The sequence below is a fragment of the Variovorax sp. OV084 genome (assembly GCF_900111625.1).
Classification (GTDB): Bacteria; Pseudomonadota; Gammaproteobacteria; order Burkholderiales; family Burkholderiaceae_C; genus Variovorax.
This window is the reverse complement of record NZ_FOII01000003.1, coordinates 502367-518218: the sequence shown is the minus strand read 5'-3', so window position 1 is coordinate 518218 and position 15852 is coordinate 502367. Positions and strand designations below refer to the sequence as shown.

Genomic DNA, 15852 nt, shown 5'->3' with positions numbered 1-15852 from the left:
GAGCTGTATGAACAACAAGAACTCTTCCGGGAATCCGGAAGTGGCTGGAAAGCCGTCGGTCGAAAAATCTGTCACACAACCGGCACCGGCCGGGCGCTCGCGCCGCTTCCGGGTGGACGTGGGCACCATCGTCAGCGTGGTGGCGCTGGCCCAGTCGCTGCTGCTGGTGTCGCTCGGCTACTGGGGCTCGCAGCGGCTGGTGTCGCGCATCGGCGTGTCCGCGCACAAGGCCAACCATGACCGCACCGAAGACAAGGTGCTGGCCTTTCTGCAGAAAGCCGAGTCGGTCATCAACGCGGTGGGCACCGCCCCCAGCCTGCAGCCCGCGGGCGAGCACTCCGAAAGAACGGCGGAGCTGCTCTGGACGCTGCTGCAGCAGTCGCCCGAGCTCGACAGCATCTACGTCAGCAACGAGAAGGGCCAGATGCTGATGGCGCTGCGCTACCCGGTGCCGGCCACGCGCTACATCGAGCGCGGCGCAGACTCCACCACCGAGACCTGGCAGTACAAGCTGCCGCTGGATGCCGAGGCCGACGTGCAGCAGCGCTATGCCACGCAGCGCCTCGAGTCGTTCCGCAGCAACTACAACCCGACGCAGCGCAGCTGGTACGTGCAGGCATGCAAGGCACAGGGGCCCATCTGGACGCAGCCGTACGTGTTCGCAGCCGCGCAGGAGCTTGGCGTGACCTACGCACTGCCCAGCAAGCGCCGCTACGCCGACAGCAGCGCGCAGGCGCTGGTGGTGGCGGGCGACGTGTCGCTCGGGCGGCTGTCGGAATTCGTGCGCCAGTTCAGCAGCGACGGCTACGGCGACAGCGCGCTGCTGAGCGCCGACTTCCGCGTGCTCGCGCGCAGCGACATGCCGGGCGTGCTGCACGAGCTGCAGCCGCCCAGCGGCGTGCTCGGTGCATTGCATGCGCACATGGTGGCCGACGGCACGGCGGGCGGCGGCACCGACACCGAGTTTTCCTTCACCCACGAAGGCCGCCGCTATCTGGTGCAGGCCTCGCGCATTCCCAGCACCGGCTGGCAACTGGTGAGCTGGGTGCCCGAAGACATGCTGCTGGGCGACCTGCACCGCGCGGTGCTGTGGGGCCTGGCGCTGGCACTGGTCTTCCTGGCGATGGCGTTGTTCATGTCGCTGAAGCTGTCGAAGCTGGTGACTGCGCCGGTGGAGAACCTCTCGCACATCGCGCGCCGCATCGGCCTGCTGGAGCTGGACAACCTGCCGCGCGAACCGAGCCGGGTGCTCGAGATCCAGCACCTCGACCAGGCCCTGGACGACTCGGCGCGCAGCCTGAAGGCCTTCAGCAAGTTCGTGCCGGTGGACGTGATCAACCAGCTGATCGACGCGGGCCACACGCTCGCACCCAGCGGCTCACCGCGGCGCGTGACGGTGATGTTCACCGACGTGGAGGGCTTCACCTCGATCTCGGAGTCGCTCGACACCGACGTGCTGGTGGTCATGCTGACCGAGTACTTCAACCTGGCGACGGGCGTGTTCGCGCGGCACGGCGGCGTGGTCGACAAGTTCATCGGCGACGGCATCATGGTGCTGTGGGGCGCGCCCTCCGACCTGAAGGACGCGGAATACAAGGCCTGCCTGGCCGCGCTGGAGCTGCACGTGGAGATGGACGATCTCAACCGCAAGTGGGCGGCACAGGGCCTGCCCGAGTTCCGCACGCGCGTGGGCATCCACACAGGCACGGTGATCGCGGGGGTGCTGGGCTCGAACGACCGGCTGTCGTACACGGCGTTCGGCGACGTGATCAACGTGGCGAGCCGCATCGAGGGCTTCAACAAGCAGCTCGGCACGCAGACGCTGATGTCGGAAACCACCTTCGCCGGGCTCGGCGGCCGGCTTCACACGCGGCGCATCGAGGAACAGGCGGAACTGCGCGGCCGGCAGACGCGCATGGTGCTCTACGAGCTGATGACTTCCTAGCGCGGAGCCTGGGCGACGCGCACCAGCACCAGGTCGGCGCTGGTGGCGCCGCCTTGCGTGAGCACGGAATACTGCGTGTCGTTGATGAACAGCAGCTGCTCGCCGCGCGAGATGCGCGCCGACACGGCGTAGCGCATGCGCGGGTCGATGCGCGCGGCATCCACCTTCAGCTCGTAGGCAAAGGGCACCTGCTTGCCGTTGGCCTTGATGCGCTGCTCGGCAAGCACGGTCGAGGGCGCGTCCATGCGCGACACGTCGAGCAACTGCACCACGACTTCGGCCGCGGGGTCGAGCGCGATGCGTTCGCGGTAGGTGACGGTGCCGCTCACGCGAAGCTGCGCGGCACCGCCTGCAGCTGGCGAAGAAGGCACTGCGCAAGCGCTCAGCAACGAGGCGCCCGCGATGACGGAGAACATGAGGAGGCTGGTGCGTCTTTTCATGCGGCCATTATGCGGAGGCACTTGCGGAGGCACGCTGTGCGGCAAAGGCCACGTACCAGTCCAGGCTGCCGGGGTTTGCCATCGCCTCGCGGTTGACCACCTTCTCGATAGGCTGGCCCAGCAGCAGCTTCTTGATCGGCAGCTCCTGCTTCTTGCCCGAGAGCGTGCGCGGAATCTCGGCCACCTGGAAGATGTCGTTGGGCACGAAGCGCGGCGACAGCGAAGTCTTGATGGCGTTGTTGAGCCGCGTGCGCATGGCGTCGTCGAGCGACACGCCGGGGCGCAGCACCACGAACAGCGGCATGTAGCTGTCGCGGCCCAGGTATTCGAGGTCGACCACCATCGAGTCGAGTACCTCGGGCAGGCCCTCGACGGCGCTGTAGATCTCGCTGGTGCCCATGCGCAGGCCCTGGCGGTTGATGGTGGCGTCGCTGCGGCCGTAGATGATGCAGCCACCGTCCTCGCCGATCCTGATCCAGTCGCCGTGGCGCCACACGCCGGGGTAGGTGTCGAAGTAGCTCGACACGTAGCGCGCATTGCCTTCGTCGCCCCAGAAGTAGAGCGGCATCGACGGAATGGCCTTGGTGCACACCAGCTCGCCGACTTCGCCGATGACCGGCTGGCCCTGCTCGTTCCACGCCTCGACCGCATGGCCGAGTTCGCGGCACTGCATCTGGCCCGGCACTTCGGGCAGGTCGCGGTTGCCGCCGACGAAGGCGCCGCAGAAATCGGTGCCGCCGGAAATGTTGCACCACCACACCTCTTTCGAACCCGCCTCGAGAATCTGCCTGGAGCCCCAGCGCTGCACCTCTTCGGGCAGCGGCGAGCCGGTGCTGCCGAGTGCCCGCACGCGCGACAGGTCACCGCATTCCTTCGCGACAAGGCCGGCCTTCATGCAGTTGGTGAAGTAGGCCGCGCCCGCGCCGAAGAACGTGACCTTGTGCCGCGCCACGAAGCGCCACAGCACGCTCCAGTCGGGCTTCTCCTTGCTGCCCGCCGGGTTGCCGTCGTAGATGCAGATGGTGGCGCCGAAGGCCATGCCCGAGAGCTGCGAGTTCCACATGACCCAGCCGGTGGAGCTGTACCAGTGGTAGCGCTCGCCGAAGTTGTTGGCGCCATAGCTCGCGCCCACGTCGTTGTGCAGGCCGCAGGCATGCATGGTGAGGATGATGCCGCCCTGCCCGTGCACGATGGGCTTGGGCAGGCCGGTGGTGCCGCTCGAATATACGATCCAGATCGGGTGGTCGAAGGGCAGCCATTCGGGCTCGAAGGCTGCGACCTCGGCACCGTTGCGGTCGATGGCCTGCGCCCAGTCGACGTCATGCGGCACTGCGCTGGCGGCGTACGGCGACTTCACCAGCAGCAGCTTCTGCACGCTCGGCAGCTGGCCCCGCAGCTCCTGCAGCACGGCGCTGCGGTCGAGCGGCTTGCCGCCGTAATGAACACCGTCGACGGCGATCAGCACCTTGGGCTCGATCTGGCGGAAGCGGTCGGCCACTGCGGCCGTGCCCATGTCGGGCGCGCACACGCTCCAGATCCCGCCGATGCTGGAGCACGCGAGAAAGGCCACCATGGTCTCGGGCACGTTGGGCATGTAGGCCGCAACGCGATCGCCGCGCTGCACGCCGAGCGACTTGAGCGTGAGCGCTACTGACGCAACCTGGCGGCGCATTTCGGGCCACGACATCTCGCGCACTTCGCCGCGTTCGTTGTCGCTCACGATGGCGGGCATGCCGGCCGCGTGTGCCGCATCGGCATGGCGCAGCACCTCGCGTGCGTAGTTGACCTGGGCGCCCGGGAACCAGCGCGCGCCGGGCATGCGCGATTCGGCAAGCACGGCTGTGTGCGGCGTGGGCGACTCGATGCGGGCGTAGTCCCAGATGCTCTGCCAGAAGGCATCGAGCTCGGTGACGGACCAGCGCCACAGGGCGTCGTAGCTGTCGAACACGAGGCCGCGCGTCTCGCGCAGCCAGTCTTGATAGAGGCGGATCTGGGGGATGTTGGGAGCGGACATGGCACGAGCGTAGCGCTGCGAACGACCGTGCTCAATCGGGGTTGACCTCAGGGTTTGTACGCGTGTTCAATGTTTTTGTACAAGCGTTCAATACGCCCTCATGAGCACCCGCACACCTGCCGCAAGGCGCATTACCTCGCGCGCCGCGACGCCGCCCCCCGCCGCAGTCGCCATCGCGACTGCGCGGCCCGATCGCAAGCAGGCGATCCTGCTGGCGGCCGAGAAGCTTTTTGCGCAGCACGGCTACCACGTGGTGACGATCCGCCAGATCGCCGAGGAGGCCGGCGTGCCGCTGGCGCTGGTGGGCTACTACTACGGCCAGAAGCACGAGCTGTTTCACGCGATCTTCGAGCACTGGGGCCACTCCATCGAGGCGCGGCTCGCGGGGCTGGCCGCTGTGAACATCGACCCCGACGACGCGCGCACGCTGCCGCGCATCATCGAAGCCTTCACCGCGCCCGTGCTGGCGCTGCGCGCAAGTTCAGAGGGCGAGTACTACGCGCTGCTGGTCGCGCGCGAGCTGTACCACGCCACCGAGGAAGCCGACCGCGTGCTGCGCGCCTACTTCGACCCGCTGGCCGAGGCGTACATCGATGCGCTGCACGTCGCGCTGCCGCATGCCACGCGCAGCCAGGCGGCCTGGGGCTATCAGTTCGCGCTGGGCTCGCTGCTGCACCACCTGAACGACAGCCGCATCGAACGGCTCTCGCGCGGCGAGAACACGCGCGCCGACCCGGCCGTGGCGCCGATGCTGGTGAGCTTCATCGTCGGCGGCCTGCGCGCCGCGCTGCCGCGGCCCAAGACCCCACGCACGAACAAGACCATCTCCAGGAGACAAAAGCCATGATGAAACGACGCACCCTGCTGTCGGCGCTTGCCGCAGCATCGGTCACCGCCGCGCTGCCTTCGCGCGCCCAGTCCAACCCGAAGATCGTGTTCGGCTACACGGCCGTGACCGACTTCGCCTCGGTCTTCGTGGCGGCCGAAGAGGGCTACTTCAAGAAGCGCAATCTCGAGGTCGAGCTCAAGTTCATCCCGCTGAACTCGACGATCCCGGCGGCGCTGCAGTCCGACTCGCTGCAGATCGGCGGGCCCACGCCCTCGGTGTTCCTGCAGGCGGTGGATGGCGGGCTCGACCTGGTGCTGGTGGCCGGCGGCGGCCTCACCTCGAAGACCATCACCGGCTTCGGCCTGGTGGCGCGCGCGGGCTCGGGCATCAAGGGTCCGCAAGACTGCATTGGCAAGAAGATCGGTGTGCCGGGCCTCGGCGCCTTCCTGCACGTGACCTTCCGCGCATGGCTGAAAGACAGCGGCGTGGACTACCGCAAGGTCAACTTCGTCGAGGCCGCATTCCCGCAGCATGCCGACCTGCTGCGCGGCGGCTCGGTCGACGCAGTGGTGTCGGCCGACCCGTTCATGAGCCGCATCACCGAGAGCGGCGCGGGCTACGTGGCTTCGTACTACTCGACCTTCCTGCCCGAGAACAACCAGACCATCGTGCATGCGGCCAAGCGCGAGTGGGTGGCGAAGAATCCGGCGGCGGCACGCGCCTTTCGCGAAGCACTGGTCGAGTCTGGCGCGTTCATGCAGCAGCCGAAGAACGACGCCAAGGTGCGCGCTGCCATCGGCAAATACATCAAGCTGCCGCCCGAAGTGCTGGCCAAGGTGCAGATCTCGCCGCCCGGCCCCGTGGTGACGGAAAAGCAGCTCGCCTACTGGACCGGGCTGATGAAAGAGCAAGACATGCTCAAGACGAGCATCGACGTTGCGAAGCTGGTGGCGAAGTGATCTCAGCGCCTGCCCCCATCACCGCACGCGCCGCGCTGTCGGCGAGCGCCTTTCATTCGCCGGCCAGCCCCACGATGCAAGCCACTCCCTTCCTGCGCTTCGACGGCGTGACCATCCGCCTCGGCGGGCGCGAGATTCTGTCGCCCACCTCGTTCGACTTGGCGCGCGGCGAGTTCGTCTGCATCGTCGGCCCCAGCGGCTGCGGCAAGACCACGCTGCTGCGCGCGGCCAGCGGGCTCGTCACTGCGAGCGCGGGCGAGGTGCGGCGCAACGGCGTGAAGATGACCGAGCCTTCGCGCGAAGTCGCTTTCGTGTTCCAGGACTACGGCCGCGCGCTGCTGCCCTGGCGCACGGTGGAAGGCAATGTGAGCCTCGCGTTGGAAGCGGCCGGCGTGCCCGCCGCCGAGCGCGCGCCGCGCATCGCCGACGTGCTCGGCAAGGTCGGCCTCGCGAAGCATGCGCAGAAGTTTCCGGTGCAGCTGTCGGGCGGCATGCAGCAGCGCGCGCAGATTGCACGCTGCCTCGCGCAGAAGCCCGAGCTGATGATGATGGACGAGCCTTTCGGCGCGCTCGACGCGCTCACGCGGCAGAGCCTGCAGGACGAGCTCGCGCGACTGGTGCGCGATGACGGGCTCACGGTGCTGTTCGTCACGCACGACCTGGAAGAGGCCATCTACCTCGGTGACCGCGTGATCGCGTTGCAGGCCAACCCGGGGCCGGGGCGGCCGAGTCTCGCGCGGATGATCGACGTGAAGATCCCCCGGCCGCGCGACCAGCTTACGACGAAGGAGCATCCTGAGTACCTGCAGTTGCGGCGTGAACTGTTCGCCTTCATCGAGCAGGGCCATGACTGAGAACCGCCTCTTCCGCTGGCTGCGGCCGTGGGTGTTTCCGGTGGTGCTCGTCGGAGCCTTCGAGTGGTACGCGCGACGTGCAGCCGCGCTGGGCAGCGATGCGCTCGCGCCACCGAGTGCTGCGGCCAAGGCATTCGTCGGCGCGGCCATGGACGGCTCGCTCTGGCAGGCCACCGGCTTCACGCTCGGCACCGCGGCACTTGGTTTGCTGCTGGGCGCTGTGCTCGGCATCGCATTGGGCCTGGTGCTCGGACTCTCGCGCCGCGCGGCGCAGCTCGGCTCCGTCTCCATCGAGGTGCTGCGCCCGGTGCCTTCGGTCGCGCTGATTCCGCTCGCGATGCTGACCTTCGGCTTCGGCGTGCGCATGGAACTGGCCATCGTCGCCTTCGCCACCTTCTGGCCGCTGCTGGTGCTGGTGCAGTCGGCGGTGCAGCAGATCGAGCCACGGCTGCTCGAAGTCAGCCGCGTGCTGGGCCTGTCGGCGCGTGAGCGGGCCTTCAAGATCGTGCTGCCGGCCATCGTGCCGCGCCTGTTCGTCGCGCTGCGGCTGGGCGTGGCGGTGGCGCTGGTGGTGGCCGTGACGGTGGAGATCGCCGCCAACCCGAATGGCATGGGCTACGCGATGATGATCGCGCAGCAGAGCTTCGACCCCGCGCTGATGCTCGCCTGGCTGGGCTGGATCGGGGTGGTGGGCTTTGCGGTCAACGCGGGCATGCTGCTGTTGCAGCGCGTGGTGTCGCGGCGCATGGGGGTGCCGTCATGAGCGGCAACAACAACAATCGCACCGGCCTGAACTGGCTCGGCTCGCTGGGCGTGTTGCTCGCGCTGCTCGCGCTGTGGTGGGTCGCGAGCAACGCGGGCTGGGTCAGCCGCGTGTTCCTGCCGACGCCGCAGGCTACCTTCTCCAGCCTGCTCGAAGGACTCAACCTCTCCGGCGAAGGCGGCAACGGCGAACTGCTCGGCTTCACGCAGGCTACTGTGGGCCGGATGATCGAGGGCTGGCTGCTCGCTTCGCTCTTCGGCGTGCTGCTGGGCGCGGCCATCGGCGTGTCGCCCTCGGTGCGTGCGTGGGTGCAGCCGACGCTGGAGTTCATTCGCCCCCTGCCCGCCTCGGCGCTTCTGCCGCTGGCGATTTCGATCTTCGGGCTGAACCCCGGCATGGTGCTCTTCGTGGTCGCCTTCGGCGCGATGTGGCCGGTGCTGCTGGCAACGGTGCACGGCTTCGCGGCGGTGGAGCCGCGCCTGTCGGAAGTGGCGCGCTGCCTGCAGATGTCGCGCGCGGCGTACATCTGGAAGATGGGCCTGCCCAATGCGATGCCCGACATCCTGGCCGGCATGCGGCTCGCGCTGACCATTGCGCTGATCGTCGCGGTGGTGGGCGAAATGATCGCCTCGCAAAGCGGCCTGGGCCAGGCCATTCTGCTGGCCGCGCGCGCCTTTCGCGCGAGCGACCTGTTCGCCGGCATCGTGCTGCTTGGGCTCATCGGCTTCGTGAGCAACGCGCTGCTGGCCTTTGCCGAGAAACGCCTGCTGCGCTGGCAGCAGCCCTGATTCCTTCCTCTTCTCTTTCCCTCTCTTCCTTTTCTTCCAACACGAACACCCCACAAGGAGCCCCGCCATGCCACGCAAATTCGTCGACCTCTCGATCTTTCTCGAAAACGACGTGCTCTCCGACCCGCCGGCCTTCGCACCGAAGATCCAGTACTTCACGCACGAGCAGACCTACGAGCAGATCGAGCCCTTCTTTCCCGGCCTTCAGCGCGAAGACCTGCCCGACGGCGAAGGCTGGGCGGTGGAGCTGGTGCAGCTGTCGACGCACAACGGCACGCACCTCGATGCGCCCTATCACTTCCACTCGACCATGGACAAGGCGCTGGGCGAGAAGAAGCCCGCCATCGCGATCCATGACGTGCCGCTCGAATGGTGCTTCCAGCCGGGCGTGAAGCTCGACTTTCGCCACTTCGCCGACGGCTATGTGGTGACGGCCGACGACGTCGAGGCCGAGTTGAAGCGCATCGGCCACACGCTGAGTCCGCTGGAGATCGTGGTGGTCAACACGCGCGCCGGCTCGCGCTACGGCAACCCCGACTACGTGTCGGCCGGCGCGGGCATGGGCTACGAGGCGACGATGTACCTGCTTGAGCGCGGCGTGCGCCTCACCGGCACCGACGCATGGAGCTGGGACGCGCCCTTCGTGCACACCGCGAAGAAGTACGGCGAGACGCATGACGCCTCGCTGATCTGGGAAGGCCACAAGGCCGGCCGCGACATCGGCTACTGCCACATCGAGAAGCTGCACAACCTCGAAGTGCTGCCGCCCACGGGCTTCTTCATCAGCTGCTTTCCGCACAAGATCCGCGGCGCGTCGGCGGGGTGGACGCGCGCGGTCGCGATCTTCGACGACGCGCTGATGGCTTCGGTGTGAGGGCCTCTTCACCATGAGTGCACTCAACCACACGCACGACGCCAACGCGCGCAGCTGGGTCGAATCGGCCAATGCAGCGAACAGCGACTTTCCGATCCAGAATCTGCCGCATGCGGTGTTTCGCCGCGCGGGCAGCAGCGAGGCGTTTCGCGGCGGCGTCGCCATCGGCGACCAGGTGCTGGACCTTGCGGCGCTGGCCGCCCAGCAACAGCTCGACGGTCTTGCACTCGATGCGGCGCGAGCGGCCGCGCTGCCCGCGCTGAACGACTTCTTCGCGCTCGGCGGCGCCGCGTGGAAGGCGCTGCGGCACGCGCTCTTCGACCTGCTGAAGAACGACGCACCCGTCGCCACGGTACAGGCCGTGCGCGAATGCCTGGTGCCGCAGGCCGAAGTCGAATACACGGTGCCTGCACGCATCGGCGACTACACCGACTTCTACACCTCGATCGACCATGCGCTGAACATCACACGCCTGTTCAACCCCGAAGGCGACGTGACGCCCAACTTCCGCTGGATTCCGACCGCGTACCACGGGCGCGTGTCGACCATCGGCGTGAGCGGCCAGCGCTTTCACCGGCCGATGGGGCAGGCGATGGCGCCGGGCGCGAAGGCGCCGACGTATCAGGCCTGCGCGCGGCTCGACTACGAGCTGGAGCTAGGCGTGTGGATCGGCACGGGCAATGCGCAGGGCGAGCCCATTGCGCTCGAACATGCGGAAGAACACATCTTCGGCATCTGCCTGCTGAACGACTGGTCTGCGCGCGACATCCAGTTCTGGGAGATGGCGCCACTCGGTCCCTTCCTCGCGAAGAACTTCGCAACCACGATCTCGCCATGGATCGTGACGATGGAAGCGCTCGTGCCCTACCGGCAGGCGTGGACGCGGCCAGCGAGCGAGCCCCAACCGCTCGCGTACCTGGAGAACGCGAAGAATCGCGAGAGCGGTGCGCTCGACATCCGCCTGGAGGTCTGGCTCGAAAGCGAGAAGGCGCGCAAGGAGAAGACCGGACCGTCGCGCCTGTCGTCCACGAGCTTCAGGCACCAGTACTGGAGCGTCGCGCAGATGGTGACGCACCACACGATGGGCGGTTGCAGCCTGAACCCGGGCGACCTGTTCGGCAGCGGCACGATCTCCGGGCCCGGTGCAGGTGAAGCCGGCGCAATCATCGAACTGACGCGCGCCGCGCAAAGCCCGGTGACGCTGACCAATGGCGAGCAACGCGGTTTTCTGGAAGACGGCGATGCGGTGCTGCTGCGCGGCTGGTGCGAGAAGCCGGGGCATGCGCGCATCGGGTTTGGGGAGAGCCGGGGGACGGTGTTGGCGGCCAGGGGTTGACCTGAGGCACCAATGAAAAAGGCCACCCGATGAGGTGGCCTTTTTCTGCAATGTGGAGCGGGAAAAGAGTCTCGAACTCTCGACCTCAACCTTGGCAAGGTTGCGCTCTACCAACTGAGCTATTCCCGCGTGAAGCCTCAGATTATAGGGTGATCTTGAGCCACTTTTCCCGGATCCGGGAAAAAAGTTCGCTCATGCGTCGAACACCAGCGACCGATGCAGCGACACGCCGGCCATCAGGCCGTCCGCCGAGGCCAGCGTGGCATTGGTGAATTTCATAGAGAGGTCGCCCGCCGCGTAGACGTCGGGCACCGTCGTCATCTTCATGCCGTCGACGCGCAGCACCGGGCCGAAGGGGCCGTCGTCGAAGGCGCAGCCGAGCTGTTCGGCCAGCGGGCTGGACGGACGCGTGTGCGGCACCACGTACAGCGCCTCGATCGGCACGAGCCTGCCATCGTCGATGCGCACGCCGGCAAGCTGAGGCGCCGCGCCTTCCAGGCCCACGATGCGCCCCGGTTCGATCACCACGCCGCGCGACTGCAGCCTCGCGCGCGTCTCGGCATCAGGTCCGTCGCCGCCATTCAGGAAGACCGTGGTCGGGCCCCACTCGTTGATCAGCAGCGAATGGTCCGGCGGATGCCCGCTGTGGAACAGCACGCCCAGTGGACGCCCGCTGAACTCGTAGCCGTGGCAATAGGGGCAGTGCAACACGCTCTTGCCCCAGCGCTCGCTGATGCCGGCGATGCCGGGCAGGCCGTCCTGAATGCCGTACGCCAGGAGCAGCTTGCGGGTCGAGACCTGCTCGCCGTTGTCCAGTGACAGCGTGAATCCCTCGACACCATCGGCGCTCGCGGCCACCGCACTGCCGCTGACGAACTTGACGGACGGATACGCAAGCAGCTTGTCGCGCGCGTCGGCAATCATCTTCAAGGGCGGCACGCCGTCCTGCCCGAAGAAACCGTGCGACGCCGCGGCAAAGCGGTTGCGCGGCGCGCCCGCATCGACGACGCACACGTTCCTTCGTGCGCGAGCCAGCTGCATGGCAGCGGAAAGGCCGGCAAAGCTGCCGCCCACGACAAGAGCGTCATAGCGCATGTTCAATGTCCTTCGATGTAAAGCCGCCGCCCGTCATGCGGCGGTGGAAGTCCCTGGAAAGATCGGCCAGCGTGATGCTGTTGAAACGCCTGAGCAGCAGCGCCTCGGCCTCGTCGCACGCTCCGTCGAGCGCCGCGTTCACGGCCTGCTCGACGATGCAGCCCGGGCTCTCGGTGCGATTGCCCATTGCCAGCAGCGCGGGCGCGCCGACGGCGTTGTGGATGTCGCCCAGCGTCACCGCCGCCAGCGAGCACGACAGCACCCAGCCGCCGCCATGGCCCTTGGCCGAGCTGACGAACCCCGCCTGCCGCAGGCCGGCCATGAGGCGGCGCACGACGACCGGGTTGGTGTGCATCGCGGCCGCGAGCGACTCGGACGTGACGGGGTCGTTCATCTCGGCCATGTGCAGGAGCACGTGGAGAACGGCTGAAAGCTTGCTGTCTCGTTTCATGCAACATTATGAGTTGCATATGTTTGTCATGGCGTGCCGAAGGGTCTTGCGGGGCCGGAACGCCCGTCGGTTGTCACGACACTGAGGTGAGAATCGGGCCGCACCATGACGCCCGCCCCGACAACCCTGCTCGACGCCGCCCTGCGCGGCGTGCTGCTGGCCTTGCTGCTCGTGCTCGCGCTGGTCCTCGGCCGCGACCGCCCTCGCCTGCCGGTCGCGCACGCCGGCGTGCTGCTGACGCTGGGCCTGTGCATCCAGGTCATCGGCTCCGCGCCGGCCTTCGAATCGCTCGTGCCGCGCGTGTGGCAGTCGCCGTTCGTCGCCGTGGCGGTCGGCAATGCAGTGCTGTTCTGGGTGTTCGTGCAGGCACTGTTCAACGATGACTTCAGGCCGCGGCCCGTGCACGTTGCCGCTTGGCTCGTGGTGGCCGCGGTGGCCGCGCTCAACTGCGCGGTGGTGGCGGGCAGCGCCTCGGTGCTCGCACCGGTGACGATGGGCGTTCAGCGCGCCGTGCCACTGGTGTTCGCGGTGCTGGCCGCGATGGCGGCAGCCTCGCAATGGCGGGCGGATCTGGTGGAGGGGCGGCGCCGGCTGCGCGTGTTCATCGTGGTGACGGGCGTCGGCTACAGCGTCGGGATGCTGGTCGTCCGGCTGGCCTCGCCGCGCGGGCAGCTGTCCAGCCTGTCGGCGACGGCTGATGTGGCGATGCTGCTGCTGATCGTGGCGGTGGTGGCCTGGCGGATGGTGCGGCTGGCGGGGTCGGAGCTGTTTCCGGCCGCGGTGGTTCCGGATGCGCCTATCCCAACGGTCGAACCGCCCCCCGTCGACCCCCCGGCCCCCGACCCCGCCGAAGACCGCCTCGCCGAATCCCTGCAACACGCCATGGCGGTCGATCACGCCTATCGCAGCGAAGACCTGAGCATCGCGGCCCTCGCCGCGCGGCTCTCAGTGCCCGAATACCGCCTGCGCCGCCTCATCAACCAGCGGCTGGGCCATCGCAATTTCAACGCCTTCGTCAACGGCTTCCGGCTGGCCGAGGCCACGGCGGCGCTGGCCGACTCCTCGAAGCGCGAGCTGCCGGTGCTGACCATCGCCTTGACCGCGGGCTTCCAGTCCATCGGCCCGTTCAACCGCGCGTTCAAGGCCGCCACCGGCCTCACGCCCACCGAATTCCGCAAGCAGAAGCTGGCCGAATCCTGAAATCTCTTGCCGAAAACCGCGTTTGCGGCTTTCGGCAAGACGCGGCCGGCGCGCCGCTGCATCGTCCGGGTCGCCGGGGGCATGGGCCTCCGATGACAAGGAGTTCGATGCGACGACGTTTCCATTTCATCTTCCTGCTGGCCTTGTGGTCCGGATGGGCCCAAGCCTCGATGGGCATGGCGGAGCTTGCCGCCACGGCCGATGACGGCCCGGTGACCGTGTTCTATCCATCCGCAGATGCGGCCCAGCCGACCCGGCGCGCCCGCTTCACGCTCGACATGGCGGCGCAGGGCGCACCGGTGCGCGGCAATGGCCGGCTGGTCGTCGTCTCGCACGGCTCCGGCGGCGCGCCGTGGGTGCACGTGGACCTGGCGCGCAGCCTGGTAGACGCCGGCTTCATCGTCGCCATGCCCGAACACAAGGCCGACAACTACAAGGACGACAGCAACCCCGGTCCCGACAGCTGGTCGATGCGCCCGGCCGAGGTGTCGCGCGCCATCGACGCAGTGGCTCGCGACCCGCGCTTCGCGCCGCTGCTGCAACTCGACAAGGTCGGCATGTACGGCATGTCGGCCGGCGGGCATACGGCGCTGAGCCTCGCGGGCGGGCGCTGGTCGCCGGCCGGGTTCAAACAGCATTGCGAGGCGAACCTGGCGGACGACTTCCAGTCCTGTGTCGGCCTGATCATGCGGCTGACGGGCGGGCCTTTCGATAGCCTGAAGAAATGGGCCGCGCTGTGGGTCATCCGCCATCGCTTCGACGACGCCACCCCGCGCGAGCACACCGACCCGCGCATCGCCGCCATCGCGGCGGCCGTGCCTTCGTCGGCCGATTTCGACATGGCCTCGCTGGCCAACCCGCGCGTGCCGCTGGGGCTCATCACCGCCCGGCAAGACCGCTGGCTGATCCCGCGCTTTCACAGCGACCGGGTGCTGGCGGCCTGCCTGCCGCGCTGCGAACTGATTGCCGACATGCCCACCGCCGGGCACGGTTCGCTGCTGTCGCCGCTGCCGCCGGGACTCACCGGGCTGATCGGCGACATGCTCAACGACCCGTCTGGCTTCGACCGCGCCGGCGTGTTACCGGACGTGAACCGCAAGACAACAGCATTCTTCAGCACGCATCTGCTGCCTTGATGCGGGCCGGGGCCTAACGTACGAGCCTCTGATTTCGCCGACAGCCGATTCCCACACGCGTGGGCGACTGTCGCGCACATGGCGACAGATGGCGGCCCGGCCATGGTTGCACCCGAATCGATCGAACCTCGGTCGGTTCTTGAAATCGTGACCATGCTACGAAAGGAACAGTCACCCATGAAGCAACAGCAACACAACCGCATCTTCCTCGGCGCCCTGCTCGCAGGCCTCCTGGCCGTCGGCGGCGCAGCCCAGGCGCAAGGCGTCGGGGTCGGCGTGGGAGTCAATGCAGACGTGAACACTTCGGGCGCCGCCGGCACCGGCTCCCCACAGGGCGGAGCCGCAGCAGGCGCCGGTGCACGCACCGGTGCGGCCGCAGGCGCCCGCACGAATGCCGGCACTACCGCCACCGACGCGGCCGGCAACTCGACAGGCGGCGTTGGCAATGCCGTCGGTGGCGTACTGGGTGGTGCCACCGGCGCTGTCGGCGGCGCCACGAATGCAGTGGGCGGCGTGGCGAACACCGCTGGCAGCACGCTGAATGGCGCAACCGGCGCCGTGGGCTCGACCGCCGGTACCGTGAAGCCGGCAAACGCCGGCGCAAAGGCTCGCGCCAAGGCCCAAGGCTCGGGCGCTGTCGACATCAAGCAGCAGTAACCCCGGCGGCCAAGCCGAAGAAAGCCCGCAGCGCCCGCGTTGCGGGCTTTTTAATTGATGAAGCCTCAGTCGGCCAGCTTGAGCTTGAACAGGCTGGTGACTTCCGCGTCGAGCACCACCAGCTCGCGCTGGTTGAAGAGCCGCCAGCGCCAGCGCAGGATGCCGAGCGTGGGGCGCTTCTCGGAGCGGCGCACCTCGATCACGTCTGCCACCAGTCGCAGCGCGTCGCCGGGCCGCACGGGGTTGGGCCAGCGCACATGCTCGAGCCCCGGCGACGCAAAAGACTCAGAGCCGGCGAGCGCCGCGCCGACCACCAGCCGCATCGCGATGGAGCACGTGTGCCAGCCGCTGGCGATCAGCCCGCCGAAGGGGCTGTCGGCAGCCGCATCGGCATCGGTGTGAAACCACTGCGGGTCGTAGGCCCGCGCGAACTGCAGGAGCTCGGCTTCAGTAAGCACGTAAGGGCCGGCCTCGATGACCTGGCCCGCATGGAAGTCGGCGAACTTCATCC

16 protein-coding genes and 1 tRNA gene are annotated in these 15852 nt (G+C 67.9%); 11 read left to right on the top strand and 6 right to left on the bottom strand.

The features are described 5' to 3' along the window. Nucleotides 1–7 precede the first annotated feature (7 nt). A complete protein-coding gene (locus BMW87_RS12520; RefSeq protein WP_093076575.1) occupies nucleotides 8–1945 on the top strand; it encodes an adenylate/guanylate cyclase domain-containing protein in 1938 nt (645 codons plus the stop codon). Here BMW87_RS12520 and BMW87_RS12515 read toward each other — a convergent pair. Then, nucleotides 1942–2385 carry a YbaY family lipoprotein gene (locus tag BMW87_RS12515; protein WP_256216736.1) on the bottom strand — a complete coding sequence of 148 codons (444 nt, stop codon included), beginning with the start codon at nucleotides 2383–2385 and terminating at the stop codon, nucleotides 1942–1944. The genes BMW87_RS12520 and BMW87_RS12515 overlap by 4 nt on opposite strands. Before the next feature lie 7 nt (nucleotides 2386–2392). Further along, entirely contained in the window at nucleotides 2393–4399 is a 2007-nt protein-coding gene (locus BMW87_RS12510; RefSeq protein WP_093076572.1) for an acetoacetate--CoA ligase, read from the bottom strand. 100 nt (nucleotides 4400–4499) lie between these two features. Between BMW87_RS12510 and BMW87_RS12505 the strand changes: the two genes are divergently transcribed. The 7 genes from BMW87_RS12505 to fahA all read left to right on the top strand — a co-directional run bounded on the left by BMW87_RS12505 (nucleotide 4500) and on the right by fahA (nucleotide 10802). After that, a complete protein-coding gene (locus tag BMW87_RS12505) occupies nucleotides 4500–5246 on the top strand; it encodes a TetR/AcrR family transcriptional regulator (RefSeq protein ID WP_093057042.1) in 747 nt (248 codons plus the stop codon). Next, complete coding sequence (locus BMW87_RS12500) at nucleotides 5243–6187, top strand: ABC transporter substrate-binding protein (protein ID WP_093076571.1); 945 nt, start codon at nucleotides 5243–5245, stop codon at nucleotides 6185–6187. The genes BMW87_RS12505 and BMW87_RS12500 overlap by 4 nt, the downstream gene beginning before the upstream one ends. After that, the gene (locus BMW87_RS12495; RefSeq protein ID WP_093076569.1) at nucleotides 6184–7041 is read left to right on the top strand and encodes an ABC transporter ATP-binding protein; all 858 of its coding nucleotides are present in this window, start codon (nucleotides 6184–6186) and stop codon (nucleotides 7039–7041) included. Before BMW87_RS12500 ends, BMW87_RS12495 begins: the two co-directional genes overlap by 4 nt. Next, complete coding sequence (locus tag BMW87_RS12490) at nucleotides 7034–7804, top strand: ABC transporter permease (RefSeq protein ID WP_093076568.1); 771 nt, start codon at nucleotides 7034–7036, stop codon at nucleotides 7802–7804. The genes BMW87_RS12495 and BMW87_RS12490 overlap by 8 nt, the downstream gene beginning before the upstream one ends. Further along, nucleotides 7801–8592 (top strand): ABC transporter permease, encoded by a 792-nt coding sequence (locus BMW87_RS12485; RefSeq protein WP_093076566.1) that lies wholly within the window; start codon nucleotides 7801–7803, stop codon nucleotides 8590–8592. The genes BMW87_RS12490 and BMW87_RS12485 overlap by 4 nt, the downstream gene beginning before the upstream one ends. A 67-nt stretch (nucleotides 8593–8659) precedes the next feature. Beyond that, nucleotides 8660–9466: a cyclase family protein gene (locus BMW87_RS12480; RefSeq protein ID WP_093076564.1), complete on the top strand. Its 807-nt coding sequence runs from the start codon at nucleotides 8660–8662 to the stop codon at nucleotides 9464–9466. Nucleotides 9467–9479: 13 nt separating this feature from the next. Beyond that, a complete protein-coding gene (gene fahA, locus BMW87_RS12475) occupies nucleotides 9480–10802 on the top strand; it encodes a fumarylacetoacetase (RefSeq protein ID WP_093076563.1) in 1323 nt (440 codons plus the stop codon). Between the two features lie 53 nt (nucleotides 10803–10855). Here fahA and BMW87_RS12470 read toward each other — a convergent pair. The 3 genes from BMW87_RS12470 to BMW87_RS12460 form a co-directional block, all read right to left on the bottom strand. Continuing rightward, nucleotides 10856–10931, bottom strand: a tRNA-Gly gene (locus tag BMW87_RS12470). 63 nt (nucleotides 10932–10994) lie between these two features. After that, complete coding sequence (locus BMW87_RS12465) at nucleotides 10995–11897, bottom strand: NAD(P)/FAD-dependent oxidoreductase (RefSeq protein ID WP_093076561.1); 903 nt, start codon at nucleotides 11895–11897, stop codon at nucleotides 10995–10997. Continuing rightward, on the bottom strand, nucleotides 11887–12348 hold the full coding sequence (locus tag BMW87_RS12460) for an RrF2 family transcriptional regulator (protein ID WP_093057051.1): 462 nt from the start codon (nucleotides 12346–12348) through the stop codon (nucleotides 11887–11889). Before BMW87_RS12460 ends, BMW87_RS12465 begins: the two co-directional genes overlap by 11 nt. 105 nt (nucleotides 12349–12453) lie before the next feature. Between BMW87_RS12460 and BMW87_RS12455 the strand changes: the two genes are divergently transcribed. From BMW87_RS12455 to BMW87_RS12445, 3 genes are all read left to right on the top strand, one after another. Next, complete coding sequence (locus tag BMW87_RS12455) at nucleotides 12454–13548, top strand: AraC family transcriptional regulator (protein ID WP_093076560.1); 1095 nt, start codon at nucleotides 12454–12456, stop codon at nucleotides 13546–13548. Nucleotides 13549–13655: 107 nt separating this feature from the next. Continuing rightward, nucleotides 13656–14684 carry an alpha/beta hydrolase family protein gene (locus tag BMW87_RS12450; RefSeq protein WP_093076558.1) on the top strand — a complete coding sequence of 343 codons (1029 nt, stop codon included), beginning with the start codon at nucleotides 13656–13658 and terminating at the stop codon, nucleotides 14682–14684. Nucleotides 14685–14861: 177 nt separating this feature from the next. Then, entirely contained in the window at nucleotides 14862–15341 is a 480-nt protein-coding gene (locus BMW87_RS12445) for an adhesin (RefSeq protein ID WP_093057054.1), read from the top strand. 65 nt (nucleotides 15342–15406) lie between these two features. Here the strand turns inward: BMW87_RS12445 and BMW87_RS12440 are convergent, their stop codons facing one another. Further along, on the bottom strand, nucleotides 15407–15850 hold the full coding sequence (locus BMW87_RS12440) for a MaoC family dehydratase (protein WP_093076557.1): 444 nt from the start codon (nucleotides 15848–15850) through the stop codon (nucleotides 15407–15409). Nucleotides 15851–15852 lie beyond the last annotated feature (2 nt).

Bases quoted from the DNA above. Each gene is read 5' to 3' on its own strand.
- BMW87_RS12520 (WP_093076575.1), top strand. From the start codon at position 8: ATGAACAACAAGAACTCTTCCGGGAATCCGGAAGTGGCTGGAAAGCCG.
- BMW87_RS12515 (WP_256216736.1), bottom strand. From the start codon at position 2,385: ATGAAAAGACGCACCAGCCTCCTCATGTTCTCCGTCATCGCGGGCGCC.
- BMW87_RS12510 (WP_093076572.1), bottom strand. From the start codon at position 4,399: ATGTCCGCTCCCAACATCCCCCAGATCCGCCTCTATCAAGACTGGCTG.
- BMW87_RS12505 (WP_093057042.1), top strand. From the start codon at position 4,500: ATGAGCACCCGCACACCTGCCGCAAGGCGCATTACCTCGCGCGCCGCG.
- BMW87_RS12500 (WP_093076571.1), top strand. From the start codon at position 5,243: ATGATGAAACGACGCACCCTGCTGTCGGCGCTTGCCGCAGCATCGGTC.
- BMW87_RS12490 (WP_093076568.1), top strand. From the start codon at position 7,034: ATGACTGAGAACCGCCTCTTCCGCTGGCTGCGGCCGTGGGTGTTTCCG.
- BMW87_RS12485 (WP_093076566.1), top strand. From the start codon at position 7,801: ATGAGCGGCAACAACAACAATCGCACCGGCCTGAACTGGCTCGGCTCG.
- BMW87_RS12480 (WP_093076564.1), top strand. From the start codon at position 8,660: ATGCCACGCAAATTCGTCGACCTCTCGATCTTTCTCGAAAACGACGTG.
- fahA (WP_093076563.1), top strand. From the start codon at position 9,480: ATGAGTGCACTCAACCACACGCACGACGCCAACGCGCGCAGCTGGGTC.
- BMW87_RS12465 (WP_093076561.1), bottom strand. From the start codon at position 11,897: ATGCGCTATGACGCTCTTGTCGTGGGCGGCAGCTTTGCCGGCCTTTCC.
- BMW87_RS12460 (WP_093057051.1), bottom strand. From the start codon at position 12,348: ATGAAACGAGACAGCAAGCTTTCAGCCGTTCTCCACGTGCTCCTGCAC.
- BMW87_RS12455 (WP_093076560.1), top strand. From the start codon at position 12,454: ATGACGCCCGCCCCGACAACCCTGCTCGACGCCGCCCTGCGCGGCGTG.
- BMW87_RS12450 (WP_093076558.1), top strand. From the start codon at position 13,656: ATGCGACGACGTTTCCATTTCATCTTCCTGCTGGCCTTGTGGTCCGGA.
- BMW87_RS12445 (WP_093057054.1), top strand. From the start codon at position 14,862: ATGAAGCAACAGCAACACAACCGCATCTTCCTCGGCGCCCTGCTCGCA.
- BMW87_RS12440 (WP_093076557.1), bottom strand. From the start codon at position 15,850: ATGAAGTTCGCCGACTTCCATGCGGGCCAGGTCATCGAGGCCGGCCCT.